The organism is Roseibium sp. M-1, from assembly GCF_054515675.1.
In genome coordinates this window covers 4,496,909-4,521,478 of record NZ_CM137257.1, presented here as the reverse complement: position 1 = coordinate 4,521,478, position 24,570 = coordinate 4,496,909, and the positions used below count along the sequence as shown (strand labels likewise).

Annotated in this window: 26 protein-coding genes; 4 read left to right on the top strand and 22 right to left on the bottom strand. The window is 58.5% G+C overall.

Going from position 1 to position 24,570, the window contains the following annotated elements; translation table 11 throughout:
• Positions 1-78 precede the first annotated feature (78 nt).
• The 13 genes from ACX3M4_RS20465 to ACX3M4_RS20405 all read right to left on the bottom strand — a co-directional run bounded on the left by ACX3M4_RS20465 (position 79) and on the right by ACX3M4_RS20405 (position 9,572).
• Positions 79-1,485, bottom strand: coding sequence for a hypothetical protein (locus ACX3M4_RS20465; protein ID WP_459354830.1), 1,407 nt, complete (start codon positions 1,483-1,485; stop codon positions 79-81).
• Positions 1,482-1,850: a hypothetical protein gene (locus ACX3M4_RS20460; RefSeq protein ID WP_459354829.1), complete on the bottom strand. Its 369-nt coding sequence runs from the start codon at positions 1,848-1,850 to the stop codon at positions 1,482-1,484. The genes ACX3M4_RS20465 and ACX3M4_RS20460 overlap by 4 nt, the downstream gene beginning before the upstream one ends.
• A gap of 352 nt (positions 1,851-2,202) precedes the next feature.
• On the bottom strand, positions 2,203-3,942 hold the full coding sequence (locus ACX3M4_RS20455; protein WP_459354828.1) for a relaxase/mobilization nuclease domain-containing protein: 1,740 nt from the start codon (positions 3,940-3,942) through the stop codon (positions 2,203-2,205).
• A gap of 243 nt (positions 3,943-4,185) precedes the next feature.
• Positions 4,186-4,905 carry a lytic transglycosylase domain-containing protein gene (locus ACX3M4_RS20450; protein ID WP_459354827.1) on the bottom strand — a complete coding sequence of 240 codons (720 nt, stop codon included), beginning with the start codon at positions 4,903-4,905 and terminating at the stop codon, positions 4,186-4,188.
• A 4-nt stretch (positions 4,906-4,909) separates the two neighbouring features.
• Positions 4,910-5,479, bottom strand: a complete 570-nt coding sequence (locus tag ACX3M4_RS20445) for a S26 family signal peptidase (protein ID WP_459359472.1) — start codon at positions 5,477-5,479, stop codon at positions 4,910-4,912.
• Positions 5,479-5,994, bottom strand: coding sequence for a DUF2840 domain-containing protein (locus ACX3M4_RS20440; protein ID WP_459354826.1), 516 nt, complete (start codon positions 5,992-5,994; stop codon positions 5,479-5,481). Before ACX3M4_RS20440 ends, ACX3M4_RS20445 begins: the two co-directional genes overlap by 1 nt.
• The gene (locus ACX3M4_RS20435) at positions 5,991-6,242 is read right to left on the bottom strand and encodes a hypothetical protein (protein ID WP_459354825.1); all 252 of its coding nucleotides are present in this window, start codon (positions 6,240-6,242) and stop codon (positions 5,991-5,993) included. Before ACX3M4_RS20435 ends, ACX3M4_RS20440 begins: the two co-directional genes overlap by 4 nt.
• Complete coding sequence (gene parA / locus ACX3M4_RS20430) at positions 6,239-6,892, bottom strand: ParA family partition ATPase (protein ID WP_459354824.1); 654 nt, start codon at positions 6,890-6,892, stop codon at positions 6,239-6,241. Before parA ends, ACX3M4_RS20435 begins: the two co-directional genes overlap by 4 nt.
• 211 nt (positions 6,893-7,103) lie before the next feature.
• Complete coding sequence (locus ACX3M4_RS20425) at positions 7,104-7,985, bottom strand: replication initiator protein A (protein WP_459354823.1); 882 nt, start codon at positions 7,983-7,985, stop codon at positions 7,104-7,106.
• A gap of 11 nt (positions 7,986-7,996) precedes the next feature.
• Positions 7,997-8,278, bottom strand: coding sequence for a helix-turn-helix transcriptional regulator (locus ACX3M4_RS20420; protein ID WP_459354822.1), 282 nt, complete (start codon positions 8,276-8,278; stop codon positions 7,997-7,999).
• Between the two features lie 136 nt (positions 8,279-8,414).
• A complete protein-coding gene (locus ACX3M4_RS20415; RefSeq protein WP_459354821.1) occupies positions 8,415-8,972 on the bottom strand; it encodes a DUF2285 domain-containing protein in 558 nt (185 codons plus the stop codon).
• Positions 8,956-9,183, bottom strand: a complete 228-nt coding sequence (locus ACX3M4_RS20410; RefSeq protein ID WP_459354820.1) for a transcriptional regulator domain-containing protein — start codon at positions 9,181-9,183, stop codon at positions 8,956-8,958. Before ACX3M4_RS20410 ends, ACX3M4_RS20415 begins: the two co-directional genes overlap by 17 nt.
• 122 nt (positions 9,184-9,305) lie before the next feature.
• Positions 9,306-9,572 carry a DNA -binding domain-containing protein gene (locus ACX3M4_RS20405; RefSeq protein ID WP_459354819.1) on the bottom strand — a complete coding sequence of 89 codons (267 nt, stop codon included), beginning with the start codon at positions 9,570-9,572 and terminating at the stop codon, positions 9,306-9,308.
• Positions 9,573-9,851: 279 nt separating this feature from the next.
• Between ACX3M4_RS20405 and ACX3M4_RS20400 the strand changes: the two genes are divergently transcribed.
• Complete coding sequence (locus ACX3M4_RS20400) at positions 9,852-10,100, top strand: helix-turn-helix domain-containing protein (RefSeq protein WP_459354818.1); 249 nt, start codon at positions 9,852-9,854, stop codon at positions 10,098-10,100.
• Positions 10,101-10,252: 152 nt separating this feature from the next.
• Here the strand turns inward: ACX3M4_RS20400 and ACX3M4_RS20395 are convergent, their stop codons facing one another.
• Positions 10,253-12,739, bottom strand: coding sequence for a hypothetical protein (locus ACX3M4_RS20395; RefSeq protein ID WP_459354817.1), 2,487 nt, complete (start codon positions 12,737-12,739; stop codon positions 10,253-10,255).
• A 207-nt stretch (positions 12,740-12,946) separates the two neighbouring features.
• Here ACX3M4_RS20395 and ACX3M4_RS20390 point away from each other — a divergent pair, with 207 nt between their 5' ends.
• The 3 genes from ACX3M4_RS20390 to ACX3M4_RS20380 all read left to right on the top strand — a co-directional run bounded on the left by ACX3M4_RS20390 (position 12,947) and on the right by ACX3M4_RS20380 (position 15,077).
• Positions 12,947-13,285 (top strand): hypothetical protein, encoded by a 339-nt coding sequence (locus ACX3M4_RS20390; protein ID WP_459354816.1) that lies wholly within the window; start codon positions 12,947-12,949, stop codon positions 13,283-13,285.
• A 192-nt stretch (positions 13,286-13,477) separates the two neighbouring features.
• Positions 13,478-13,657, top strand: coding sequence for a hypothetical protein (locus ACX3M4_RS20385; RefSeq protein WP_459354815.1), 180 nt, complete (start codon positions 13,478-13,480; stop codon positions 13,655-13,657).
• Between the two features lie 16 nt (positions 13,658-13,673).
• Entirely contained in the window at positions 13,674-15,077 is a 1,404-nt protein-coding gene (locus ACX3M4_RS20380; RefSeq protein WP_459354814.1) for a radical SAM protein, read from the top strand.
• A 295-nt stretch (positions 15,078-15,372) separates the two neighbouring features.
• Here the strand turns inward: ACX3M4_RS20380 and ACX3M4_RS20375 are convergent, their stop codons facing one another.
• The 8 genes from ACX3M4_RS20375 to ACX3M4_RS20340 form a co-directional block, all read right to left on the bottom strand.
• Positions 15,373-15,774, bottom strand: a complete 402-nt coding sequence (locus tag ACX3M4_RS20375; RefSeq protein WP_459354813.1) for a single-stranded DNA-binding protein — start codon at positions 15,772-15,774, stop codon at positions 15,373-15,375.
• A gap of 302 nt (positions 15,775-16,076) precedes the next feature.
• Complete coding sequence (locus ACX3M4_RS20370) at positions 16,077-16,259, bottom strand: hypothetical protein (RefSeq protein WP_459354812.1); 183 nt, start codon at positions 16,257-16,259, stop codon at positions 16,077-16,079.
• A gap of 212 nt (positions 16,260-16,471) precedes the next feature.
• Complete coding sequence (locus ACX3M4_RS20365; RefSeq protein WP_459354811.1) at positions 16,472-16,888, bottom strand: hypothetical protein; 417 nt, start codon at positions 16,886-16,888, stop codon at positions 16,472-16,474.
• A 158-nt stretch (positions 16,889-17,046) separates the two neighbouring features.
• Positions 17,047-17,982 carry a DUF2493 domain-containing protein gene (locus tag ACX3M4_RS20360; protein WP_459354810.1) on the bottom strand — a complete coding sequence of 312 codons (936 nt, stop codon included), beginning with the start codon at positions 17,980-17,982 and terminating at the stop codon, positions 17,047-17,049.
• Between the two features lie 322 nt (positions 17,983-18,304).
• Positions 18,305-19,345, bottom strand: coding sequence for a DUF7146 domain-containing protein (locus ACX3M4_RS20355; protein WP_459354809.1), 1,041 nt, complete (start codon positions 19,343-19,345; stop codon positions 18,305-18,307).
• A 177-nt stretch (positions 19,346-19,522) separates the two neighbouring features.
• Positions 19,523-21,628, bottom strand: coding sequence for a ParB/RepB/Spo0J family partition protein (locus ACX3M4_RS20350; RefSeq protein ID WP_459354808.1), 2,106 nt, complete (start codon positions 21,626-21,628; stop codon positions 19,523-19,525).
• A 268-nt stretch (positions 21,629-21,896) separates the two neighbouring features.
• On the bottom strand, positions 21,897-22,385 hold the full coding sequence (locus ACX3M4_RS20345; RefSeq protein WP_459354807.1) for a JAB domain-containing protein: 489 nt from the start codon (positions 22,383-22,385) through the stop codon (positions 21,897-21,899).
• 167 nt (positions 22,386-22,552) lie between these two features.
• The gene (locus ACX3M4_RS20340) at positions 22,553-23,749 is read right to left on the bottom strand and encodes a DUF932 domain-containing protein (RefSeq protein ID WP_459354806.1); all 1,197 of its coding nucleotides are present in this window, start codon (positions 23,747-23,749) and stop codon (positions 22,553-22,555) included.
• Between the last annotated feature and the right edge of the window lie 821 nt (positions 23,750-24,570).

The following is a 24,570-nucleotide window of genomic DNA, read 5'->3' as shown; positions in this document are numbered from 1 at the left end:
CCTATTACGTTACCTTACATTTCTTAAGGTAACGTAATATAACTAGCCGCCCGATGATGCAACGCAAAATTGCTAATTTTAACCTTCAATTTCGTGCAGCAGTCGAGTTTGGAACCGCGGATTGTGGGGATTTCGCCAAATTTGCTGCAGCAAATGCAGAAATCGCACCAACTCATCCTCAGGAGGAAGACCTCCCTTGGATTTGCAGTCACTCAGTTCTGCAAGCCACTTCTCTAATGGGCTGAACAGGCTCATTTGCTTCTCGAGCCAATAATACAATTGTTCCTGCTGCCTGCTATTGAATGGAAGCAGATTGAAAGCCAACATCAAGCGCCGCGCCCAACGGTCACCGTTACGAGCTCGAGAAAGCTGAAGTATCGGCCGTACACCTTTGATGTATTCTTCTGCCTTTAGTAAGCGAGCGGCCATTGCCGCGTTTATAAAGGTTTTCAACCGCCCGTAACATTCCGCGCCGATATAAATTTTTACCGGATCAGTCATGCCCCTCGCCGTTGGAGATGTGTGCAGAAAGTGCCGCTTTAAGCTCGCTTCTTGATACGCTTTCGCTTTAAGAAATTTCATGTGCCCCTCTTCCTCCCGAATAATCTCTTGCAGCGCATCATGGATAGCTGCTTCGACCATTCCCTCGGAGAAAATTGGATCTGTATCGTCCGCGTTCGGAGCGCTCTTGAGTCCCAGTTGCTGAACGCTGTGAATACCTAGTTCATGAGCTGCAACATAGAGAATAGAATGCAACGTCTCAGCGTTTAGTTTATTTGGTAAGCTCAACACCACACTTGCTGTGCGTATAGGTAATGGCTCGCGGATTTTTCGACGCATTGCTTTTGGGTCACGATACTGCGTAGACCCATTTACGTGAAGTTGGTCCGATGCCGGCTTAGCAAATGCAATATCAATACGTACTCCGCCAGACGGCAATAATTCACCATAAAGCTGCTCGACAAAGAAACGCGCGAGCTCAACTTCTCGCACCAGCCGTCGCAGGCAGGCAGACACAGGGTCCGTATCGTCTTGCCTAAAACTCGCTGGCGGGAGGTCGAATGGGTCGTGATCATTCTTGCAAACTTCACAGGAGCAAATTCGACCATTCCCGAACCAATACGCGAAGCGCTGTACCAAGTCCTCAAAATGCTTAGTCTGCTCATCAGTTTGCGAGGAATTGGGGACTATAGCTTGTTCCCTCACAATTCCCACAGCCGACAATATTTGGTCATTTGCTATTGTTGTAAGTTTATCATATGCCTCAAAGAGATTTTCCGTTTCGTCGATCTCCAGTAGTAGCGACCTGTAAATCATTTTTAGGCGCTCATACCCGGCAGGGCCAATGTCCTTTCCGGGAAAGAGCGCTGGGGTTTCCAAACAACAAGCAATTTTAGCGCGCAGGTAAGCTCGCACCCGAAAGTCTCGATCAGGGCCGGAGTAGTCTAGATCGAACTTTCGAACCGACACAGGAAAACTCTTCAATTACCTTCAGCTCTTCCGTCAGTTACTTCTCGAACTCCAGTCGGATCACGCCGCTGCAGTCGCTGCTTAACGAATCCCCACAATTCCTTAACAATGATTGCACCCGCAGCAGACGCTGCACCTTTGCCGACAGCAACAACAAATGTATAAAGTAAAGTACCTTCAACGAGGCCGACGTTGGCCCCGCGATCGATACTAAAAACACCTTCTTGCTTTGCTAACGCTTTGGCCTGGGTGCTTAGGCTGTCGTCCTTCTGCGCCATAATGAGAATGGCCGCGATGTGCGCTTCCATCTCCTGCTTTGAAACACGCTCGTCGACAACCACTTTGCCAATTTCTAAGCCGACCAGATCATTCGAAGCCATCAGCCACCACCCCCACTACAATAGATCAAGTAGAAGAATATCATCTGGTAAACACCTTAATTTACAATGCTAAGTCGAACAAGCCCCGGCCACTCAACTAATCCATTCACTCCGATTCTGCATTTGCTGAAGAGTGGGATAGAATATTGCGTAATAATTGCTATTAACCCGCTTTATGCGCTTTTACGTTGTACGCTTTTCAAACCGTTGATTTTCGGTTTCTGAAAAAGAATTTATTAAATACTCGAGAAAAATATATATTAAAATCAATTTTTGCAAAATTCTTACCTATTCTTCAACGCTAGTTGCAAAAGTTGCACTATGAAATACTGATTGGCTCAATGTTTACTTTCTATATACTCAAGTCGCGCTTGCGCCCGAGATTCCAGTCCACACCGCCATCGGTGCGAGTGATGCCGGAGACATGACTGCCGCGGTGTTTTTCGAGTGAGGGTGTCCAGGGTACGAGCTGGAAGCCGAGACCGTCATCGATCATGGAGAAGCGGCCGGAGGCGAGGTCGAAGCGTTGGCGGTAGGTGCCGGCGACATGGTCACCGAAAGCAGAACGGCTGAATGGCTGCCCGGTCTCGGCTGCCAGTCTCTCGCCAAGGGCACCAAGTTCGCGTCGACGTAGCGTCTCGAGAAGGCTTCGGGCGAAGGTGATACGCTGAGCCTTCCGCTCGGCAAGGCCCTCCTCAATCAGATGCTCTGCCCGGCGCTCAAGAGCGTCTCTGACCTCAGCTCCAAAACCACCCTCCGAGATCGCAACAGGTTCGCGGGCGATGTTCTGCCGGTCGAGCCAGGTTGCGCCTGAGGAGGTGACCTGCCGCTCGATGTCGAGATCGGAACGGACCGCAAGCGCCACACGCCGCTGTCCGCGTGTATCGTTGAATTGTCGAAGTTCAACGATTGACCCCGGTGCGCTGTCGCCGGCGGCGTCAATGGCGGGAAGTCTGATGTGGTGGGTCCGCCCGTCGACACCGTCGACGACGGCATAAGCAGATCCCCTCAGCTCATCGTCCAGACCGCGTTCGACCAGGCGGCCGATGATGGACGAGTCCAGGCTCTCTGCAGCAAGGACGTAACTTGCCGACCCACGTTCGATCCCCCGATCGGTCAACGCCCGGTGCATCCGCTTGATGATGTCGCCACGCTCGCCGAGTTCGCGCAGTGTTGCTTCCGCACCGTCGCCAATCACCCATTGACCGGGACCGACCTGATCTGCCAGGCCAAGAGCCTCCAGCTTGCGCAAACGTCCAGCCTTCAGGGCGTGATATTCATCCGGCTGCTGGGCCGGGTCATGCGCCATGTCAATGATGCCGGTTCTGCGACTGTTGCGAACAAGCTGGCGATCGAGCTGGGTCCAGCGCTCTGCCTCGACCTGGCGCTCCAGATGGTTTCGGATATCGAGGTCGGTGCGCGGTCCGAGTTGCAGTGTCGCCAGATCCTGGGCGCGGGCACGCATGCCTTCCCTAATGTAATCCCGGGAGATCACCAGGTCCTTGCCGTCGTCGGCCTTCCCACGCAGGATGATGTGGACATGGGGATTGTCCGTATTCCAGTGATCGACGCCGACCCAGTCGAGGTCTGTGTCGAGGTCCTTTTCCATCTGACACATCAGATTCCGGCTGAAAGGTCTGAGATCTGCAAGGTCCGAGGCGTCTTCCGGCGAGACGATGAAACGGAAATGATGCCGGTCGTCCTTGCAGCGTTCGGCAAATTCCATCGGATTGACAGCATCGTCTCCTGGACCGAACATCCGAGCCTTTTCCCCGTCCCGCGTCACCCCTTCCCGGCCAAGGTATTTGAGATGCGCGGAAAGTGGCGCGGATCGCGCTGAATGCCGAACGACCCGCGTCTTGATGACCACGACACGGGATCTTCCGGTTAGCAACCTATTGGCCTGAACGCTCGCCCTTTTTCCGCGTCCAAAGCGCGACTGTTTGCCGGTGCTGATCCGGCCCGAGCGCGACACATGTCCGCCAGCCTTCTGGGCAGCCGCCAGTGCTTGGGCAATAAACGGGCGGGTCCGCTGCGCCCGCGATGACCGGACGCGTCCGGGCCGGATGCGGAAATCGTGCTCATCGGACATGATGCATCTCCGCAAGGTGCAAAAATCCAAGCAAGTTCAGAACGATAAGCGTTGAGCGCAGATTGCGGATTTTGGCAGCACATTGCGAAACACAACAAAAAGACAAGCAAAAACAACCGACCGACCCAAGCGCACCTTGCGCCCTTTTATCTCGCCATCCCCCGGCCGCGTCACACGCCGCCGGCCCTAATCTGCTCAGTCCTGCGCAGATGCACTCCAGAGTGCGGGCTCCGTCGACCGCGCTCATCGAAAACCCTCACCTGAAGATCTGGAGACAAACAGAGTTTCATCCGTCTCGGAACGAGCGTACCTGTGGCCAATTTCAGCTGCACGCCGGGTTGCACTGGACCTACCGTCGTATTGCTGCCGATTTGCCGTCGCATCGGCGGTTTCACTACCCGCAAAGAGAGGTGCGTCGCGCCAATCCGACGAACAAGCGGATGTACCGCTGACGTCCAGGAGCGGATGGCCGCCGAGTGCCGGGGCGAGCAGCGCGACATAAGTCCGCGTTTCAGCAGGCAATGTTCGACAGTCTTCCAGATAGGCGTCATAGCGCGCTGGACCGGCATTGTATGCGGCAAGCATGCCAGTGATGTCGGCGTACCGGTCGAACATCTCCCGGAGATACGCCGTGCCCGCGAGGATGTTGTCGTGTGGATCAAATGTATCCGACTTGAGACCGTATCGGATGCGCAGTTCCTCCCAGGTTTCGGGCATCACCTGCATCAGCCCCATGGCGCCGGCGGCGGAGACCGCATTCGGATTGCCGTCGCTTTCCATGTCCAGGACCGCTCTGATCCAATGCGCCGGAACGCCAAAACGCTGTGAAGCTTCCGCGATGTGAGCGGCATATGGATCACCTGCCGCTCGCAACCTGAATGTCTCGGCACTTGCCGGCTCCGCATGAGCCGAAATGCAATCGAGGAACAGGCCGGTAAGGAGAAGGTAGGCAGTGTGACGCATGGCATTACCCCTGCCCGCTCGATCGGGAAGGAGGGCGGCGGTTCGGTGATTGCTCGAAGTGAGCGGGCTCGTCAGTCCAGACCGGCGTGAGCTTTGCGGTAATCGCGGTGACCGGGAGCGGCCCGAAATACCGGCCATCAAAACTGTCAGGCGCGTCCGGGTTCATGAGAAAGATTTCGCCTTCAGCAAGCAAGCCGCAACCCCGCCAGCGCGGCAGAGAACGGCCCAACCGGTCACGTTCCCGCGCTTGTCCAAACGGCTTGCCGTCTACGAAAATCGTCGCCCCCTTGCGACAGACAGCGGTGCCCGGCAGCGCGAGCACGTGCTTGATCAATGGCACACCACGCGGAAGGTATTCGCGTTGAGCGAGGAAGTCGGTGAGTTCTTTGGGCGGCGTGACGGCAACCAGATTACCGACCTCCAAACGACCTACGGATTGCGCAAAATAGAGCCCGACCGGCACACTTGCCGAGGCATTCCAGATCAGGCGCGGGCGCCAATCGACTACCACTGGCGTCAGGGTGAGCGCGGCGGACAAGGCAGTTCCCGCGAAGATAAATCTACGCCTGCGCATCATTGTGCCCGCCGCCGTTTGAGCCAGGCGTGATGCTCGGGCCGCGTATAGGGATGGGCTTCTTCTCCGACGGTCAGGCGGTTGTGAAGATGACGCCAATAGTCCGGTGAGGCATCCGCCGGCTCGATGGCGAGCGTCTCGATCGCGTCGATTGCCTGCAGCACCCGCTCAACCTTCGGCCAGCCATGGATCTTCAGAAGCAATTCCCCGCCGGGCCGCACGAAGGGCAATGTCTGGTAAGGGGCGCCGCGTCCGACCGCACTCAAGATATCGATGCGCGAGACGATGGTGCCGTAGCCGTTCGCCGCCCAACGGACGAAACAGAATATCGACCCGGGCGCGAACCCGACGATGCGGTCGCTACCGTTGAGAATATGCTCATAGGACTGGCGGCCGAAACGGATCCAGTGTTCGATCTTGCCTTTTTCCCATGTGAGTTCGACCAAGGTCATCTCCGAGGTGACGTCATCGGGCAAGGGATTGCCCATCCATCTGCGGCGCGGTTTCTCGCTCATGGCTTTTCTCCGTCGGTGATCGGGAATTCGCGCGCGAAGAGATCGCGCAGCATGTCGGCAACGGTGATGCCGCGTTGGAAGGCCACGATCTTGATCCGGGCGCGCTGATCGGGTGTCACGTCGATCGTAAGGCGGGCGGTAAAGCCGTTCGCGACTGTGGCATTTGATTTGCCCTCAGCCGACTTGATCCAACGTTCGGGATCAGCCGGCCGCGATGCAAAGCCTTGGCGGTTGGACTGCTTGCTCATGGCCCGGACCTTTCGATCCCGAGCCTGTCGATCTCCGACACCAGGGCTGCGATTTCCCTGGCACCCGACGTCACCTTGTCCGGTTCGCTCACAAGCCGGCCGGACTGCGCGGCACTCGCAAAGGCAACACGTTGGCCGACGGTTTGGACAAGCACTGGCGGATCGTTGTCGGACAGGGCTTCGGCCGTATCGCGGGCAATGACGGTCCGGGCGCCGCAGCGATTGAGAACGAAGCGCGCCGTCAACTGCAGCCGGTAGATCCGCGCTTCGTTCACGAGAGCCAACATCTCCGCCGACGCCCAGCCGTCGAGCGGCGATGGCTGCACCGGGATCAGAACCAGGTCGGCGGCGAGCAGCGCCGAGCGCATCAGGCCAGCGACGCGGGGCGGTCCGTCGATGACGACATGATCGGCGCTCTGGGCGAGATCCGGAGCTTCCCGATGCAGCGTGTCTCGGGCAAGCCCGACTACTCCGAACAGTCTCGGCAGGCCCTCCCGACTGCGAGCTTCCGACCAGTCCAGAGCCGATCCCTGCGGGTCGGCGTCGATGAGCGTGACGCGCTTGCCGCGTCTTGCCCATTCTCCCGCGAGATTGAGCGCCAGCGTCGTCTTGCCGACACCGCCCTTCTGGTTGAGCAACGCGATGATCATGTCGCTGCTCCACGACACTTTGGGGACTTATCCGTAGAGGCCCAAAACCGCGCCGGCGTTAGAAGAATTCCGAAGGAATTCTGGTTAGGAAAGTTACGGGGCGAATAACCTATTGCTTCTGCTGCCGGATTTGCCGATTTCGGTCCCCGATAGCACGAGGTTCGGGTCCCCGATGGCACGACAGTTTCGGTCCCTGATAGCACGAGTGAATTCACAGCTTTCCCCCAGATCGAATGTTGGTGCGGCGTTGACGAGATGTGCGGGAGACAGACGCCTCACCGGTCGGCGCGAAAGACAGGCGCGGTGGCGCATCTGACGCCCGCACCAATTCCAGGCGATAGCCCGGCAGAGGCTGCCGGCGGACAATGTCACGCAGGTCGTAGGTGAAGTGCTTGAGCGGTGAGAGGCTGCCGGACTTGGCGTGGAGGTGCTTGAGCGAGAAGCTCCAGCCATATTCCTGGCGGCCGCCATGTTTGCGTACGAGCCGGTAAAGCCAGCGCTCGAGACCGCCGGTCAGGCTGAAATACGCGCGGTCGATGGTCAGCACGAGGGCGTCTTCGAGAACGGTGGCGTAGAACCAGTCGGGCAGGATCAACTCGAGGCCAAGAGGACGACCACGATGGTCGGCCCTCTCCTTCCACTCATTGATCCAGGAAAAGCGATGCATGCGCCGTTCGGTCGGCTGACGGATTGAGGTCGCGACTGTCGTCGACTGCAGTCGGTCGAGAGCGGCTTTGAGCCGATCGTAATCCCTCCGGCTGACACCCCGCCCGATGAAGGTCAGGATCTCGTAAGGAGTGGCCGCCATCAGGCGCGAGGTCCGAAGACCGGCATCACGTGCCTCGACGATCTGCGAAGCGGCCCAGATCAGGATATCCGCGTCCCAGATGGTCGCCATGCCGTGCTCTGCCACCGCTTCGACACGAATGACGATTGGCCCTGCCCTGAAGTCTATCGGCTTCAAGCGCCTGGATTTGGCAAGCGAGAAGAAGGGATAGGCCATCAGATCCTGCGCATCGCGCGGGGCAAGATCTCCGGGCAGCGCCCGGAAAAGATCGAGCTGATCGTGAGGTGAAGGGGACTCGCGGTCCATCACGGCACGCCTCACCGCACGGCACGGCCGGAGCCGTCTGTCTGTTGCGCATTGTGGCGCTTGGCCGGAAGCACCTGCCCGCTCGGGTCGGAAGTCGACGTGACAGCGCCCCGATTGGCCCAGGCCTGCAGGTCCTCGAGCGAATAGACGACACGGCCACCGAGCTTGCGATAGGCAGGGCCCGTTCCATATGTGCGATGCTTTTCGAGCGTGCGGCCGGAGAGGCCGAGAAAACGCGCAGCTTCGGGGGTGCGCAGAAAGCGCGGCGGCATTCCGGCGAGCGGATCGGGCATGGTCGAACCTCCAGGGATTGGTGAGCGCCGCTGGTCAGCAGCGGCCGATGGAGGTCACGATGGCGGAGGGAAGAAGCGAAGAGGGAGTGCGAAGATGGGAGGACGAAAATCGCACCCCTTCGAACTTTCGGGCTTCCTAGCGGCGAAGCAGGTCCAGATAGCCGCCGGCAACCATGGCGAGGCCGTCCCGTACAAGCCGCATGGTCGTGTCGCGAAGGGGAGAGGTTTTCCATGGCTCTGACGCCACCCGCCTGGCGCCGAAGAGGTTTTCGGCAATTTCCCTATAGGAGGCACCGTTTGAGCGGCCATCAACCGCCCGCAACATGGATTTGAACCGAAGGCGTTTCTGCGGGGTAAGTCGGCGGTCCGCACCCATCTCTTTGCCTTCGAGGAAATCCAGGAAGCGCCCCATTGCCCTGTGCCGGGCGCGCGCACTGTGGTCCAGTGGGGAAAAAATAGTGAGCGGATATTCGGTAAAGTGAGTGTCCTGAAGCAGAAGATGGACGGATTTCAGCCCTTTTCCGAGGATGACATGCATTCCATCAGGGCTATGACGGGTGATCCCGCCGCGGAGGGTTTGAATATTGAAAAGGCTAGTTTCGTCCGTTCTGAACCCGGTTACCGCTTTTTTCAGGATAAGCTTCGACGTATCGGCAACCGGCTCCCAGTGAATGGGTTCATCCAGAGCCGTCAAATCCGGACTTGTTGCGAAACGAAATCCCCCAGCGAGCGCGGAGCAATGCGTCCATCTCGTCAGGAGACCTCCCTTCGGCTTTCAGGTCTGCAAATTCTCGCTGATAATTAGAACTTCGTCTGAGGCCCTCCCAGCAAAGGTTGGGGACACTCGAATCGTCAAAATATTCGTACGCAGCGGCTGAACGCCACTGCGAAACATCCGGCACCATCGGCAACCTCCTGAAATGCAGGAAACATGCAATTGGAGGCCGGAACCATCATAAGTTGTAGTAGGGATTGGAACCCCTTGGGTTGGGAGAACATGATGCGCGGAATGCATCGCCAAATGAGGTCAATTCCCCTCGCCTTCCGCCAGGAGCAGCCGGTAGCCGTGTTCCGTCATCCATTGCGCGCGTGCCAGATGGCTGTCGTGAATGCGCCGTGTCCGCTCGGGTTCGCGGTCCGGATCAAGGCCGAACAGGACCTGGACGGCTTCTGTCCAATCTGCACCGTCCGCCTTGGCGTCGAGGAGACGCATATAAAGCTTGAAGTGCTTTTTGTCGTAGTCGGTGAGTTGATTTGTGTCCGGTGCCTGATCGAGAAATCCCGGCTCAGTCATCGCGCGTCCCCCTTTACCTGGTACCGCCGTGAAAGCGGTGATGCCTATCTCTTTGTAACAACAATTAAGAATGGCTGTAAGGTTCGCCCAACGCATCGCGTGATGCACGCAGCGCATCGGAACGGGCGAAAAACAACGAATTCGGCCCGCAATAACCGTCGATTACTCAGAGATTTCTGCGTAAGCGTACGAATGCAACCCGAGGATCAAGCCCGCCGAAGTTCGTTTGTAGAGAATACTCCGTGGTGAAATACTCTTCAAGGCGCTGCTCTCGGATTTATGGAAATCCGAGAGGTGTTCGCGCAAAACCTGAGAGCTTTGCGGCAGGCTAAAGGCCTGTCACAGGAGGAACTTGCGCACGAGGCGGGGATTGATCGGACCTACATCAGCGCCTTGGAACGCAACATGTACAACGCCAGCATCGATGTCGTTGACAGATTGGCGCAAGTGCTCGGTGTAGAAGCCGCGCAATTGCTGAAACGAACCTCTGCTGGTTCAGAAAATTCGAAGTCCGTGCTTGACGATTAGAAATATTTGTAAACCTCGCTTCGATATGCGCTTGCTCGTCAGTACTAATTAGGCCGGACTCAACTGTGCGGCGTTGCTGTGCCTGTGCGATCACGTCCATTCTTGGACGCTAAATCGATCCGATCCCTGGCTAAAAGATGAAGTTCTTTTATTTAATCGCAGTATTGGTCCAGTTCAAACTGGTAGTCGCCAAGCTGTCCGCGCGCGGCCAGGACCGCATCGAGGCGCCAGAAACGGGGGCCACTCACGACGCGGATGTCCTTAAGCACGTCATGCTCCGTTGCGATTATTAGGGCGCGCAGCAGAACTGCTCGTGCCTGAGCACTGGATTTTGAACCCTGGAGCGAACGCGCGAGGTCAAACGGTGTTGGATCGCTCGTCTGTCGCAGCTTATCTGCCAATGCGCGATAAACAACATCGAGACCCGTGTACGACAAGTGGTTGGATGCGTATCGAATCAGCAGGTCTATGGATGCCGGCGTGCTGCCGTGATCACTCTTCACCGATGCCGCCAGTGCCTGTGCGACCGACACATCTGTTACCTCAATGATTTGGACGCCCGTTAGCGGATCTGCAGCCCGTGGCGGTGCTATCTGAACGTCGTACGCAACGCCTCTCTCCAGACCTGCGACCCAGCGGTCCGGCATAGGCGCCCAACACGCAAGGTCTACTATCTCGGAGGCATAGGTTACGACATCACGCTGGTCTTTAATGCCATCGTCAAGTCGCGCGACGAGCTGAGCCAAGCCCTGGGTGCTCAGGAAGCGGCCCTGCGCGGCTAATACGCGTGCAGCAAGAGCGGAATCGAGTGGCAAGCAGGGAAGTGAGTTGTCAGTCTTGCCAAGCGCGCAGCGCCACAAGGGAACGGTCCACTCCTCACTCAGAGGAAGGACGCGCGCGAACCTTGGCAACCACGTTGGATCAAGAAAGAAAAGATCGTCGCTCACCGCAAACAATCCAAAGCGCCGGATGATTAAATCGAGGTCCCGTTCTTCTAGTCCACCGCTGCGAGCTAGGAGCAGGAGGGGCGGGAGCGACCAAGCGTGTGTTGCGTCACCTTCCGCTGGCTGACGCTCCGAGTCTTTCGCCATCAGCCACATCATCATGCCGGCGGCGCTGCCCATGCCAGACGCCTCAGGGCCTGCCGCGAAATACTCCGCAGTTTTCATCGCCAATTCGCACCAGCCCGCTCCACATTTATCTAGACGTGGAAAGACCGCACCGTTCGGTGGCACTGTGAGTCTGGGACTTCGCGCCACGTCCTCGACGAACCGTAAGAAGGCGAGCCAGTCCGGTGATCTCACCACACCGCGTTCTGCCCGAAAGGAGACCAGCAATATTGCTGCTTCCAATGCGCGCCGTCGCTCTTCCTCATCGCGAGTCTCGCTGTAAGCCAGAGCAAGTCCGGCCAAGTATATCCGTACAGCCTGATCGGAAAGCTTTGAAAGGCCAAAGTCCGCGACCATTCGAACGTCTTCGACGTCATAAAGATCGTTGATCTCGGGACCGTTCAATAGAAAATAGCTGGCGGGGCACGACCGCCCGCGGTCGAGCAATGCAGCTTCGAGCGCGAATTGAAAGTCGCGGAACCGGTCACGCCGAATTTCCTTAGACTCACAGACGTCGATCATCTCCGAGTGCGACGAGATGAAATCCATTCGCCGTGCAGCTTCCTCAGACAACTCGGAGGCCAACCGAGCTTCCCAGTTCTCTTGATCGCCTATCGGGTGATTGACAAACCCGCCTATGCCTCCTCGCATCAAAGTCGTCCGTGCCACGATCCGCTCATCATCCCAGCGAGGTGACGCAGGCTCGAGATCGTCGACGGCGACCGCCAACTGCACTCCCGATCCCATCGCGTCCGGAAGCAAAGAAGACATCCAGGGAGGTCCAGGCCGCAACTCGATCCAGCCGTTCGGCTGAACAGCGATGTGGTACTGCAGGAAGTAGAGAAGCAAGCTGACTGTAAGAACGATGGTCGCGCTCCAGCTAAACACACGTCGAACGCGCTGCGCTAACGCGCGCCTCGATTCCGGCGCCGTTGGCGGCCCGACCGCTTCGTCTGACCACCTAAGCGCAAGATGACCGGCGCCGTACAGTGCTGGCGTTTGCATGCGCCCGCCGGCGAATAGATAGGCGAGCTGTTCAGTGCGCTCTCTTGCGAAAACAAAGAGTCGCGCCAGGTCGCACGATGCCGGTTCCAAGAACGATTTTTGCAGGGTAGCCTCGGCCGCCTCCGCAAGTGCGAAGAGCCGCTTGTCAACGAGTGCTTCGTGCAGAGCGATCGTGAACAGCCCCCTGCCGAGAGCGGGGTGCTCGTAAGCCAGTTGCTGCGACGAAGCACCCGCAATAATCAGAACATTCTCGCAACCCAAGTGATCTGACAGCGCGGTTCGAAAATCCTGCGCGACGCCGCCAGCATAGCAGAAGTCAAACACGGCCGTCACTTTGGCTGGTCGGGCAAGCATAACCAGACATGCGAGCTCACGGCCTGTGAGGTCTACACGATCAGGGTGCGCCTCATACGTACAAAACCCGGTTTTTGTATCGATTTGGTCGCCATGGCCCGACAACACAAGAATGAGTTCACAGTGACCCTGCTTATCGTTGGATCCTAAACCTCGAAACATGTCTTCCAACGATCCACGGGTAAGTTCCTCATCGTGGAGTTTTACAGGCGGATCGCAGGACAGAAGGACCGCAATTGCGCTGGCTAACGCAAAGGTTCCCTCCACAGAAAAATGCAACCGAGACCGCGAACCCATGAAGATCGGACTGGAAAAGCGGTCAGCAGCTATACTACAAACGTACTTGGGTCGATGATCAGTCGAACTGGAGGATTGGGTATGAGCGGCGGAGTTGCTTTGACCACCGCACTTGGCGTTTTTCTGGTTGGCCTTTTCGGAGGGCTGGTCGCCGAGTTGGTTCATTGGTATGGCCTAAGAACAAATCCGCGGTTTCCCGAATATCTCAAGAGCGCAATGTATTGGATTATAACAGCGCTGATGATACTTGTATCGGGGGCTTTTACTTGGTTGAATTTTGGCAGCCAAGCGCAGGCGTTGACGGCATTCCAGATCGGTCTCTTGACCCCGCTCATACTTCAGAAGGTCATTTCGGGCGCTGCCGGTGCGGAAACGGCCCGGTCGCCACGCGCCAATGTGATGGATTTTTTTCGCGGTTGAACCGCGGACGATGGCGAATGGCCGCCCGGGATATCTGACACGTGTTTATTGAAGACAATTTCGACTGTCGAAGAAGGTAGCGGTGATTGCGCAGCGTTAGATTGTGGAGCAACTGGGTCGATTGTACTTGCTAATCTACCCGCTCTAGTTGATCATATGTTGACGGATCTTCATGGAGAAGGATCGTAGGCCATGAAAAAGATTACTTTGATCGAGTCAACTGAGAACGAGCCGACAATTAAGATCAAACCGGGCGCAAGCATCGAGCAGATCGACATCAGAGTTGCCGACGAGAAGGGGCAATCGAAGCCTTTGGCGACACTTTGCGGCCATGAGACAACCTACTGCGTGGCGTTGATCGAGGAAAGCTGAAGCTTGGCGGCGTGTCATGTATTCAACGTCACGTTACAACTTCTCGATCCCCACAAAGACTGGCAGTGTCATTCTCTACAATGCGCGCACGGGCGCATCGTGTCATTTTGCGGGAAGCGACGCTGGGGATCTCGGTTTCGCTCTGTGTAATCATCCGGCAAAGATTGATCTGACCAACCTCAGGGAGACCTTGTCAGAGTCCTTGCTGAGCGGGGGGTTTGTTGTTGAACAGGGGTTCGACGAAATAAAGCAGATCCGGGAACTCTTCCTGGAGACTAAGGCCGAATCTCCAATTATCGTGACGGTTACCACGACCAACAATTGCAATCTTGGGTGTTTTTATTGCTTTCAGAAACGTAATGAGGCCAAGCTCGAGACTACCAATATCGACAAGATCGTTCGGCACGTCGAGACTATTCTTACCTCTTCCGGAAAGTCCGCGCTTCACATAGACTGGTACGGCGGCGAGCCCATGTTGAACCGATCCTTTTTGGAAGGGGCCTCGTCACGTCTCCAGGCGCTCTGCAAGGATCTCGAATGCCGCTACTCGGCATCTATCTTGACCAACGGGACGCTATGGCCGGACGATCCGCTCGCGTTCGCCCGTGCTAATAAGATAGAGCGCGTACAGATCACGTTCGATGGATTTGCGAAATCCCATAACAAGGTGCGTCGCTATCGGCGCGAGTTTTCCGGTGAGGATCAGTTTCAGAGCGCGATCAGACTGATCGGTGCCCTGAAAACGGATGTGACTGTCGATATACGCTTCAATTTGAGCGCAAAAAACAGCGCGGATTTGGTGTCCCTTGCCGAGTTCGGGATGGCGAACGGTTGGTTCGAGCCAGGCTCGAGGGCAAAGCTGCAGATCGCCAAGTTGACGCCCTATTCGAGCGAGGTTGAGTTTATTCGCAAGACAGAGCTAGCTTACGCGGAATTCGAGGCGACAAGGGACGTTGTCCGCGCCTTCGTCCCGGAGATCTATCTCGACAAGACAGCCGCATTGGATCGTTATCCACATCCGCGCCGGTCCGTCTGTGCTGCGATTGCCGAGAATTCCGTTGTAATTGGTGCCGATGGCTCGCTCTACAATTGCGGCTTGCAGGTGACCGAACCTCACCGCGCTGTCGGTCAACTCGACGCAAAGTCTACGGCACTGCAGGCCACACAAAAAGAATGGTGGGACGACTTCGATCCGACACGCAATGAAAAGTGCAGCGCCTGTTCATTTCTGCCGCTTTGCTGGGGGGCATGCCCAAAGCTCCATCTCGAGCGTGATACGGCATTGCTCGACCAACAAAGCAAGTTCTGGCGAACGATGCTGCCAAGACGATTGGCTTCATCGCTCGGGTTGCAGCTACCAGCCAATTTTGCCTTGACGGCAAAAGATCAATTCAAAGCCTCAGCGCAGGATGTCCACTAGAGTCACCGCCTTGTAGGGACTTGCAGTATGTTGGGTGTAGATTTGGTGTGGCGATGCAAGTAGACCGGTGAGTATGAGTATTGTGTAGCGATGACAGCTTTTCCAGATCGAGACGGTCAAGACAGATGATCGGAGACGGCCCCTTCCAGTCGCTCTCGCAAGAGTAACAAATGATTGTTCCGACGGATCCGCACATCGACTGGGAAGTCTCCTCGCAATTGTTGAAGTACCGAGATCGGGCGGTTGAGATTTCAATGACCCGGCGGATTGCTCCGCCGGGCCGAAAATACCCGCCTCAGAACGGGATTTCGTCCTGGTCACCGGATTCGTCACCATCGCTCCCGGTCTGCTTGGCCCGGCTCAGGAAATCGACCGTTTCGGCGATGATCTCGCAGCCGTAGCGATCGACGCCCGCCTGATCGGTCCATTTGGTGTAGTGAATGCGGCCCCGGACCAGGACCTTCATGCCCTTTTCGCAATACTGCTGGACCGTCTTGCCCAGGCCGTTGAAGCAGGTGATGCGGTGCCATTCGGTGTCCTGGACGCGGTGACCTTCTGCGTCGCGGATCACCTTGCCTTCGGAATAACGTGGGCGCGAGGTGGCAAGGGTGAAGTGGGTGATAGAGGTGCCGCCATGGGTGGTGCGGGTTTCCGGGACCTGACCGATGTTGCCGGCGAGGATGACGATGTTCTGCATGTTCAGTCTCCGTTGCTTCAACCGGAGGGACCGTCCCTCCGATGATGCCCGGCCAAGACCGTCGGGAGAGGCCTGCACGGATGCCTTGGCATCCGCCCGACCCCCAAGGCGGGACGAGGTGCGGGCAGGCGAGGTACGCGCCAACACGGGTCCCGCCGCGGGGGTTGCCGGCCGAAACCGAACGGGCTTAGGGAGTCACTCAGGAGGAGGGACAGGATCTTTCGGGAAAGCGTCTTCGGAGACACGGTGCAGAAACATCATCCCAGCTGGCAGGAACTCATCGGCAGTCCCGCCACCCACTCTCAATGCCGGTGACGGGCCACTTCGTCAGTCGGCAAATGCGCAATGACTTCCATGGTGAGAAGAGATTGCGCGAATGGTTCCGGGCTTGGGCCCCTGGCACCGGTCCTGTGGAAAAACGAGGAACCGGCTCTCAAGTCGCGGGAATGCATGAAGTTTGCGTCCGGCACGGTGACGGTACCCATCAATCCGCTCCGGCGCGGCTCCATTGGACACCGAAACGTTTGTCGACTCATAGAATTCCAAAGCCTGCCAGGTTGGCCACGATCAGGCGGACCATCACAGACCGGTTGAAGCTCGTTCTTGGTAGAGAAGGCCATATGTCCCCAGCAAGGGCGTTCGGTATTTATTACGTGCGAAGCTGGAAACGCCTCGAAGGTCTCCTGCTCAAGTTTAGTCACCGTGACAGCACATTCTCGCCGAGCGCGCTGAGATTGATCATCGCGGCGACAGCGACGATCAACCCACAGGTTCCGCAGAGAAGATTGAGTGCGACCGCGGAGTCGAGGGCGTGTTTCACCAGTCCATGGGCCAGTGCATAGCCGGCAACCGCCGCCGGTGCAGCGAACACTGCCAACGCCACCAGACGCAGAAGCAAGTTCCTGGCAAAGCCCAGTCCCGCGATCACCAGACCAACGGAGAATGCCGCGCTGCCGAGCGCCGCAAGCGCCGACATGCCGAAACCGATGCCAGCGGCATGGACATGCTGGAACACCACAATCCCGGCCATGACCGGCAGGGCGTAGACCGCGAAGTTGAAGGCGAGCATGCAGAGCATGATGGAAAGAGAGATGGCGAGCAGAATGAGCGTCATGACAGCCTCCGGCGTCGGTGATTTTTGAGGGATCACGACAGGCTGCCTATGGATACGCTCCGCCTGCGACTAAGCTGCTTCGCCGGTTTTGCAAGTCTGATCATTTGACTCCAGGACGACGTCCGGGGTCAAGGGTGTCGGAAACGAAAAGGGGGCGCTCACGCGCCGCCCCCATATTTCAGGACCGGGATGCCGAGCTTGCGGGCCTTGTCGGCGAGGTTTTCCTGAATGCCCGTTCCGGGAAAGACCAGAACCCCGATCGGGAGCGCCTCCAGCATGGCGTCATTGCGCTTGAAAGGCGCGGCCTTGGCGTGTTTGGCCCAGTCGGGGCGGAAGGCCACTTGCATCACCTTGCGATGTTCCGCCCAACGGGAGGCTATGAGTTCTGCTCCCTTGGGCGAGCCGCCATGAAGCAGCACCATCTCGGGATGCTTGGCATGGACCTGATCGAGCCTTGCCCAGATCAGCCGGTGATCGTTGAAGTCGATCCCGCCGGTAATGGCGATCCTGGGACCGGCAGGCAGCAGGATCTCGGTTTCCGCCCGGCGTTTCGCGGCCAGGAAGTCGCGGCTGTCGATCATCGCCGAAGTCAGATTGCGATGGCTGACCCGCGAGCCGTTGCGGGGGAGCCACGGTTTGCCCTGGTGCTGCTCGAAGCTCTCCGTGGCGAGATCGCGGAAGAGTTCCAGTGCGTTCCGGCGCTCGATCAGGCTCTGCCCTTCCGCCGTCAGGCGCTCAAGCTCCACGGATTTCACCTCGCTGCCGTCCTGTTCGCGCTGGAGACGCTTTTGCGCTTGTTCGTTACCATCGAGGTCCCGCTCGATCCGGGTGGTCGCGCGGTGAAAGAGGTTGACCGTTCCCCAGAGGAGTTCGCCGAGGTCGGGCTCGAGGCGTGTTTCGCCAAGCGTGGCGACCAGGGCATCGAAGATATCGGCGACGGCCGAGGCGACAACGTTGGCTTCCGGTAGAGGCCTCGGGTCGGGCTCGTCCTGGAACGGGCGCCAGCCGTAGAGCTGGAGTTCGGTGAGAGCGTGGTCGGTTGGTGAAGAGCCCTGGGCCGGTTCAAATTCCCTGTCGCGGTCTTGGTAAGGCATGTCGGGTTTCCTTTGCCGGAAGTGCCGCGCCCATCGCGGCCTTCGTGGTAGCGACTAGCCCACGGGCGGTTCGGCCGGGCACCTGAGCAAGGCGAAGGCTCCGGATGGCCAAGCCCGGCTATTTTGTCTCGCGATGCAAAGCGCGCCACCGGCGCGCGGCGGAAAATAGCCGAAGCGCGGCCATTGCCCGGTCGGTCCGCTTGTGGGCCGCCTGCCCTCTCAAGAAGGCCGGGGGCGGCCTCCCCTCAGGCAAAGGAGACCTGACAGGAATGACGGCAGCGCTGGAATTGTTCCGGACCGGTCTTTTTACCCTTCCACGGCCTCACGCAGCGAGGAACCGGCCGACGTCCTCGGGATGAAGCTGGTCCTGCAGAGCCGTCCTCAAGGCAACGGCCCCCAGATGCCGAATGTCCTCGTTGAAATCCCCCAGCAGCGGCGTCAGCGCGACCGCCTCGATCCCCTCTGCATTCGCTCTGGCAATCAGGGTGTCCCAGGCCCGGTCGCCGGCGGGATCGCGATCCCGCAGGATGTAAAGGCGCTTCAGGCCATCGGGGAACAGGATGGCACCGAGATGGCCCGCCGAGAGTGCCGCTAACGACGGCAGGCGCGGCAGGACAGTGCGAACGGACAGCACTGTTTCGATTCCCTCGCCCGCAGCAAGCACGTCTTCCGCCTTGCCGAACCGCACGCCGGACCCGAGCAGGTTCCCCATCGCCTTCCGTGGGAGATCGACGGTGGCTTTGTCCGATCCGTCCAGAGCGAGCCAGGTGCGGTGCGCGCCCGTCTGGAGGCCGGTAAGGTCGGTGACAGAGGCGATCATGGCCGGAAGACCCTCGGTCGGACCAGTCTCGTCCGGACGATAGTAGCAACGCGGATGAAAGCGCAGGGCTCCAGTTTCGTTGAAAGCCGTAATGCCGCGATTGCGTAAATACGTTTCTGCGATTGTTCCGGCAATTGGCTTCGCCATGGCAAGGAGCCGCCGCGCGGCTTCAGGCGATCCAGAAGGCACAGGCAGGCAGTTTTGTCTTCCCGCTGGAAGCACAGACTCCAATGCTGGACGCGGCAGGCTCAAAAACCGGCGTGCTTCCTCCACAACGTCCTTGAAATCGGTCAGACCGAGCGTCTCACGGATCACATCAAGCAGATCCCCGTGTTCCCCTGTCGCCGCATCGCTCCATTTGCCCGCGGGACCTCTGGCCGTCTGGTGCAAGCGGACGAACATCGACCGGCCGGGATCGCCCCGGACATCTCCGACCTGCCAGTAATTGCCCTGCCGGCGGCCGAGGGCAAGATAATGCCGGCATACCGCTTCGGCCTCACGGCCAAGGCGGTATGCCAGATCCGATGCATCTTGTCGGAACATCAGCTGGTTTCCTCTGAGGACGGAGGCATGGTCCTCGCCGTGGCGGCGGGAGGCCGAATATTCATGGGTGAGCCCCTTTTAGCAAACGGAAATGGAAACGCCCGGCGATCACAAGGGATCGGCCGGGCGCTTGATTTTCCGATGAGGTCTGGGACGGAAAAAGCCACTCCGAGGTGGCTATTCCGCGGCGATCACGACCGCCTGGTTTTCGACGGGCGCTGCGACCTCTTCGCTCGGTTCGTCATCGGCATCGGGCCCTTCGGCCGCTTGATCGACAGGCTGTCCGGGTAGCCGAAGCGGTTCCGGCAACCAGCCGGTATCGGCGAGCAGACGCTCGGCCTCACGGGCCATGTCGTCCTTTTTCAGATGATCGATGAGTTGAACCCGGTCTTCGCCGGCGCCTTCGCGAACGGCTTCCAGAATACGGGCCTTGGTGACACGGCCGAGATAGTTTTCGACCGTCGGCTCCCAGCCGGCTTCCACCATGTCGAGCCCGGTCGCCCGTGCGAGACGGTTGGCTTCAACGAGGCGCTGGTGGATGCCATATGCCGTGACAGTGCCGCCGCCATAGCGATCTGCCTTCTCGTAGAGGGCGTTGACCCCAAAGGCAGCGCAATGCGCGAAGAGTTCGGCCTGCTCGGCTCCGTCGAGCGAGACGAGCCAATCCCAGAGAGCTGTTTCGTCCGCCGGCAAGCGCGCCTCCCATGCCTTGTGGCGCTCCTCGATGGCCTGCGCCGCCGGGCACTCGCTCAACCCGGGCGCTTGCAGAGAGAAGCCTGTGTTGCGCACAGAGACTTCCATAGTCGGGTTATAGGAGATGTAGCGGGAGAAGACGTCCCGGCAGAACTTGTGCAGCACGGCCAGGAAGGCGATGGACGGGTTGTTCGCCAGCTTGTTGCGGAGCGCCAGCGTTCGCTCGGCGGTCAGCTCTGTCACCAGACGATCCGGCAGCGGCTTGATGCCATCGTCCACCTCATCCTCCGGCTGGTCCACCTCGCCGCCGACGGAAATCACGGTGTGGTGGGTAGTCAGGTTTGTCTCGTTGCCGGCATCATCTTTCTCCTCGGAAGCATCCCCGCTTTCGCACTCCTCAGTGGCCTCGTCTTCCGGACGCACGAACCCGCGTTCGACGGCGAGTTGCCCGTCATGGCGGATGCTGACGAAAACACCGGCCTGCGCGACCTCGCCGGCATCGTATTGCAAGGGCCGGTTTTCGAAGGCTTCCAGCGCTTCCTCGATCTCGCCGAGACGGACATCCACCTCATCGGGCAGTTCGTCTGCCTCCGCGTGCTCCGCTTCCAACCGGTCCTGCTCGTCCCGCAAAGCCTGGTGCGTTGCATGGTCCTCGTCGGTCAGATCCAGGAGCGTCCCCTGCAGGCGGCGCAGGCCATGGGTATGGCCGTAGGGGAAATCGGCGGAAACCTCGATCCACTTCCAGCCCTCTGCGGCCACCGTTTCCGCTTCGGCCTTCAGTTTCTCCGCAACAAGGCGTTCCAGGAGCGGAACATCCTCGACCCAGCCCCCCTGATCGTCTTCGAAGAGATCGCGCAGGACAGCGCCGCCAGCCGTCTCGTAAGCTTCCAGTCCAACGAAACGCACGCGGCGGTCGGCAGCGCGGACCGTATTTTCAGTCAGCATGCGGCGGATCTGGTAGGGTTCTTTCTGCCAGCTGTGCTGGAGTGCCTCCCAGACCTGTTCCTGACGGGCATGGTCATCGGACACCGTGAAGGCCATCAGCTGCTCAAGCGTAATGTCGTCCCCGGCATAGACCTCGAGCAGAGACGGCGAGACCGAAGTGAGCCGCAAGCGCTGCTTCACCACCTGAGCGGAGACAAAGAAAGCGGCCGCGATCTCCTCATCGCTCATGCCCTTTTCGCGCAAGGACAGGAACGCGCGGAACTGATCGAGCGGATGCAGTGGTGCGCGCTCGATGTTCTCCGCCAGCGACACTTCATCGATCAGAATGCCGTCATTGGCATCGGACACTACGCAAGGCACCGGTGCGGACTTGTTGAGACGCTTCTGTTTGACCAGAAGCTCCAGAGCCTGGAACCGCCGTCCGCCGGCCGGCACTTCGAACAGTCCGGTTTCCGCGCCCTCGCCATCGAGGACCGGCCGGACATGCAGGCTCTGGATCAGGCCGCGCCGGGCGATGGACTCGGCCAGTTCCTCGATCGACACGCCGGCTTTGATACGCCGCACGTTCGCCTGGCTGAGCTCCAGCTTGTTAAAGGGAATGTCTCGCGAGGATGCGAGGGTGATTTTCTGGTTGGCACTTGCCATGGTCTTTTCTCCGCGACGGCGCCGAGAGCCTCTCTCTCAACTCAAAAACCGTCACGAAGCAACGCGCCACTCTCTTACTCTGGGAGGGCAGCGCCGCAAAATCGGAGATCCGGAAAAGGATAGAAGCGTAAAGCCGGACACACGGAAAGCCGCATCTCCGGCTCGGCGGGAATCTGGGCCTTGGATCGGGCAGCTTCTCTGCATGTTACCATCCCGGGCCGCGCCTCCTGGCGGGTAAGCCCGGCACAGCCGGACCAGAAGAAAACAATCAGATGTCTCCCCGCGCGCGCAGACTGACCTCCTGGCCGATCCCGACGATGATGTGATCGTGCAGCATCAGGCCCAGGACCTTGCAGCCCGTCTGGATTTCCTTGGTCATCGTAATGTCGGCGCGCGAAGGTTCAGGATCGCCGGAAGGATGGTTGTGGACGAGGATCAGCGCGGTCGCGTTGAGTTCCAACCCCCGTTTCAGAACTTCGCGGGGATAGACCGGAACGTGATCGACCGTTCCGGTCGCGAGGCATTCATCCGCGATGAGCCGGTTCTTCTTGTCGAGATAAAGCACATGAAACCGCTCGACCTCGCCGCGGATGGTGAGGGCGCAATAATCCAGCACCGCCTGCCAGGATGACAGGACCGGGTTCAGGTTGAGGTGGCGCAGCAGGATCTGGCGGGCTTCATAGATGACGCCTTGCTCTTCGGCCGAGAGCGGTACGGACTGCGGTTCCAAAGCAAATGTCTTTTGATGTCGGGTCATGTCACGTCTCCCGACGGGCGGCCCGCACTCTGCCAAAGCCCTCAACCCGTCACGAGGCGTCGCGCCGCCCTCTTCCTCTGAGAGAGCGGCGCAAACCCGCAAAACCGGAAAAATGCAAATACGGAAGGCCGGAAACACGCAAAGACGCATCTCCGGCTCCGCGGAAATCAGGCTGCCTGATCGAGCAGCTTCTTTGCCTTCCCTTCCATCTCGAGCCGCGCGTCCTGGTGAGGCTTGCCCCGGGCGACCGCGGTGATGCCCTGCACGAAATCGAAGATGCTTTCCGGCGGACGGCCTTCTTCGGCAAGCATCGTGTCGATGATCTTGACTGTTGCGGCTTTCGAGAAACCTCGGTTCCGCAGGAAGCTCGCCCTGTCGCCATTGTCGCGCGCGACGATCCGCTCACGTGCCGCCTTGATGCCGTTGATGAAGGGCATCGGCGAAGAATTGGCAAAGTTTTGGAGAGCCGGTGCCGCTTCGTGGGCAAAGCGGGAGGCGGCATATTTGGAGTGACGGATGGTGATTTCCTGGAAATCCTCGACACCCCAGAGGTTCCGGTTCTGACAAACCGCTCGCAGATAGAAGCTGGCGATTCCGAGCGTCCTGGCACCGACCTCGGAGTTCCAGCAATAAAAACCCCTGAAGAAGATGTCCGGTGACCCGTCGGGCAGCTTGCCTGCCTCGATGGGATTGAGATCGTCGACCAGGAACAGAAAGATATCGCGGTCCGAGGCATAGAGCGTGGTCGTGTCCCTGGTGACATCGACGTGCGGATTGTAGATCCCGGTCGACCAGTCGAGAACGCCGGGAACTTTCCATCGGGTATCGCCCGTGCCGTTGCCCGCGATCCTCTGCACGGCTTCAGCGAGTTCAAAGTCATGGATCCTGCCGTAATCCGGACCGGTGGCGGCGCGCAGATCGACCCGGCCGTTGTCGGTTTCCAGCGTCTTGATCTGTTCAGCCCGGTTCGAGGCCAGACCGTATTGCAGGTTGATGCTGGCAAGTGCCGCAGGGAGTTGGCGAAGATAGGCCGCCGGCGCGCCCACCATGCTGGCCAGTTGCCCGAAGGACCAGTGGGTCGGGGTGACAGGCGCTTCCGCACCGGGCAAATGCAGCACCATCCGCTCGGGATTGTCGCGGTTCGCTTCGACATGGATCGCCGCGCTCTCCACGACGCGGGACCGGCTGCTCTCCGAGCGCGCGCGAACCGACCGGGTCAGGTCGTCCAGCGACAGATAGCGCTCATCGTCCGGACGCGAAAACCACTCAGACGACACGCGATCGATCAGTTCGCCGCGCGTGACGTCCACCTTGTAGCCGCCACGCGCGTTACTGCGGCCATCGAGAAACTCAACCTGGGTCATGGGGAAATATCTCCACGACGAGCACCGGAGGCTCTCCTCCAGCTTTCAACCCGTCACGGATGTCACGCCCGCACTCTCACTCTTCATAAGATCCAATTTCACCGCAGGACCCTGCCAAAACACGGCTGCGTGTCTGCGATTGGACAGACCGGTGTTCTGAACGGTCTTTCTGATTTCACTCTGCGCTACTCAGCTTCACATCGCGTCGTCGGCCACCGTTCTCCCTTACGGTTATGCCTTCTTGTCCAGAACCATGAACACCGCATTCCTGCTCATGGCGATGCATTCGGGCCGCCCGGTCCCCCAACCGAAGACATAGCACGGGACTTTTCGGTCCTAACCACTGACAAGTTTATCCGCAAAGTGTCCGCTGACGACATCGTATTGCCTCTTGTCCGCATGGAGATATATCTTTAATGCGCAAAGAAAGGACATCTCATCGACCTTGCCATCTATTTAGACAAGCCCCGGGTTGAAGCCATCAAGGAACGTCAACAGCTTTAAGGTCAGGGATGTTTTACGACCGCGGAATGATTTGTCATTCTATAGATTGCGTTCAGTTAGTGCACTTTGCGCGGAGATATTGAATTATTTCGCGCCTTCGTTGCATTTCACCCCAAGAACTAGTTTCAATAAATTTCGGATACAGCACATCATACTTTCCGGCTAACTTAGAACTAACTCGCTTATGACAATCGCATTCTGCGTGTTGGCAATTTTACATCAAAAATAAATCGACATAATATTTAGGCTTTTACCTTCATCCGTGATTCCAGAGATGGTCTACACACTACGAAAGCCGCATAACTCAGATAATTCTG

What these genes read in the sequence shown, in the direction of transcription:
- ACX3M4_RS20410 (WP_459354820.1), bottom strand. Translation starts at nt 9,183, where the DNA reads ATGGTGCCGGATGTTTCGCAGTGGCGTTCAGCCGCTGCGTACGAATAT.
- ACX3M4_RS20445 (WP_459359472.1), bottom strand. Translation starts at nt 5,479, where the DNA reads ATGCGCAGGCGTAGATTTATCTTCGCGGGAACTGCCTTGTCCGCCGCG.
- ACX3M4_RS20380 (WP_459354814.1), top strand. Translation starts at nt 13,674, where the DNA reads ATGTATTCAACGTCACGTTACAACTTCTCGATCCCCACAAAGACTGGC.
- ACX3M4_RS20455 (WP_459354828.1), bottom strand. Translation starts at nt 3,942, where the DNA reads ATGTCCGATGAGCACGATTTCCGCATCCGGCCCGGACGCGTCCGGTCA.
- ACX3M4_RS20360 (WP_459354810.1), bottom strand. Translation starts at nt 17,982, where the DNA reads ATGCCTTACCAAGACCGCGACAGGGAATTTGAACCGGCCCAGGGCTCT.
- ACX3M4_RS20425 (WP_459354823.1), bottom strand. Translation starts at nt 7,985, where the DNA reads ATGGACCGCGAGTCCCCTTCACCTCACGATCAGCTCGATCTTTTCCGG.
- ACX3M4_RS20435 (WP_459354825.1), bottom strand. Translation starts at nt 6,242, where the DNA reads ATGAGCAAGCAGTCCAACCGCCAAGGCTTTGCATCGCGGCCGGCTGAT.
- parA (WP_459354824.1), bottom strand. Translation starts at nt 6,892, where the DNA reads ATGATCATCGCGTTGCTCAACCAGAAGGGCGGTGTCGGCAAGACGACG.
- ACX3M4_RS20375 (WP_459354813.1), bottom strand. Translation starts at nt 15,774, where the DNA reads ATGCAGAACATCGTCATCCTCGCCGGCAACATCGGTCAGGTCCCGGAA.
- ACX3M4_RS20450 (WP_459354827.1), bottom strand. Translation starts at nt 4,905, where the DNA reads ATGCGTCACACTGCCTACCTTCTCCTTACCGGCCTGTTCCTCGATTGC.
- ACX3M4_RS20340 (WP_459354806.1), bottom strand. Translation starts at nt 23,749, where the DNA reads ATGACCCAGGTTGAGTTTCTCGATGGCCGCAGTAACGCGCGTGGCGGC.
- ACX3M4_RS20345 (WP_459354807.1), bottom strand. Translation starts at nt 22,385, where the DNA reads ATGACCCGACATCAAAAGACATTTGCTTTGGAACCGCAGTCCGTACCG.
- ACX3M4_RS20400 (WP_459354818.1), top strand. Translation starts at nt 9,852, where the DNA reads ATGGAAATCCGAGAGGTGTTCGCGCAAAACCTGAGAGCTTTGCGGCAG.
- ACX3M4_RS20440 (WP_459354826.1), bottom strand. Translation starts at nt 5,994, where the DNA reads ATGAGCGAGAAACCGCGCCGCAGATGGATGGGCAATCCCTTGCCCGAT.
- ACX3M4_RS20420 (WP_459354822.1), bottom strand. Translation starts at nt 8,278, where the DNA reads ATGCCCGATCCGCTCGCCGGAATGCCGCCGCGCTTTCTGCGCACCCCC.
- ACX3M4_RS20385 (WP_459354815.1), top strand. Translation starts at nt 13,478, where the DNA reads ATGAAAAAGATTACTTTGATCGAGTCAACTGAGAACGAGCCGACAATT.
- ACX3M4_RS20370 (WP_459354812.1), bottom strand. Translation starts at nt 16,259, where the DNA reads ATGGGTACCGTCACCGTGCCGGACGCAAACTTCATGCATTCCCGCGAC.
- ACX3M4_RS20390 (WP_459354816.1), top strand. Translation starts at nt 12,947, where the DNA reads ATGAGCGGCGGAGTTGCTTTGACCACCGCACTTGGCGTTTTTCTGGTT.
- ACX3M4_RS20405 (WP_459354819.1), bottom strand. Translation starts at nt 9,572, where the DNA reads ATGACTGAGCCGGGATTTCTCGATCAGGCACCGGACACAAATCAACTC.
- ACX3M4_RS20365 (WP_459354811.1), bottom strand. Translation starts at nt 16,888, where the DNA reads ATGACGCTCATTCTGCTCGCCATCTCTCTTTCCATCATGCTCTGCATG.
- ACX3M4_RS20350 (WP_459354808.1), bottom strand. Translation starts at nt 21,628, where the DNA reads ATGGCAAGTGCCAACCAGAAAATCACCCTCGCATCCTCGCGAGACATT.
- ACX3M4_RS20460 (WP_459354829.1), bottom strand. Translation starts at nt 1,850, where the DNA reads ATGGCTTCGAATGATCTGGTCGGCTTAGAAATTGGCAAAGTGGTTGTC.
- ACX3M4_RS20355 (WP_459354809.1), bottom strand. Translation starts at nt 19,345, where the DNA reads ATGTTCCGACAAGATGCATCGGATCTGGCATACCGCCTTGGCCGTGAG.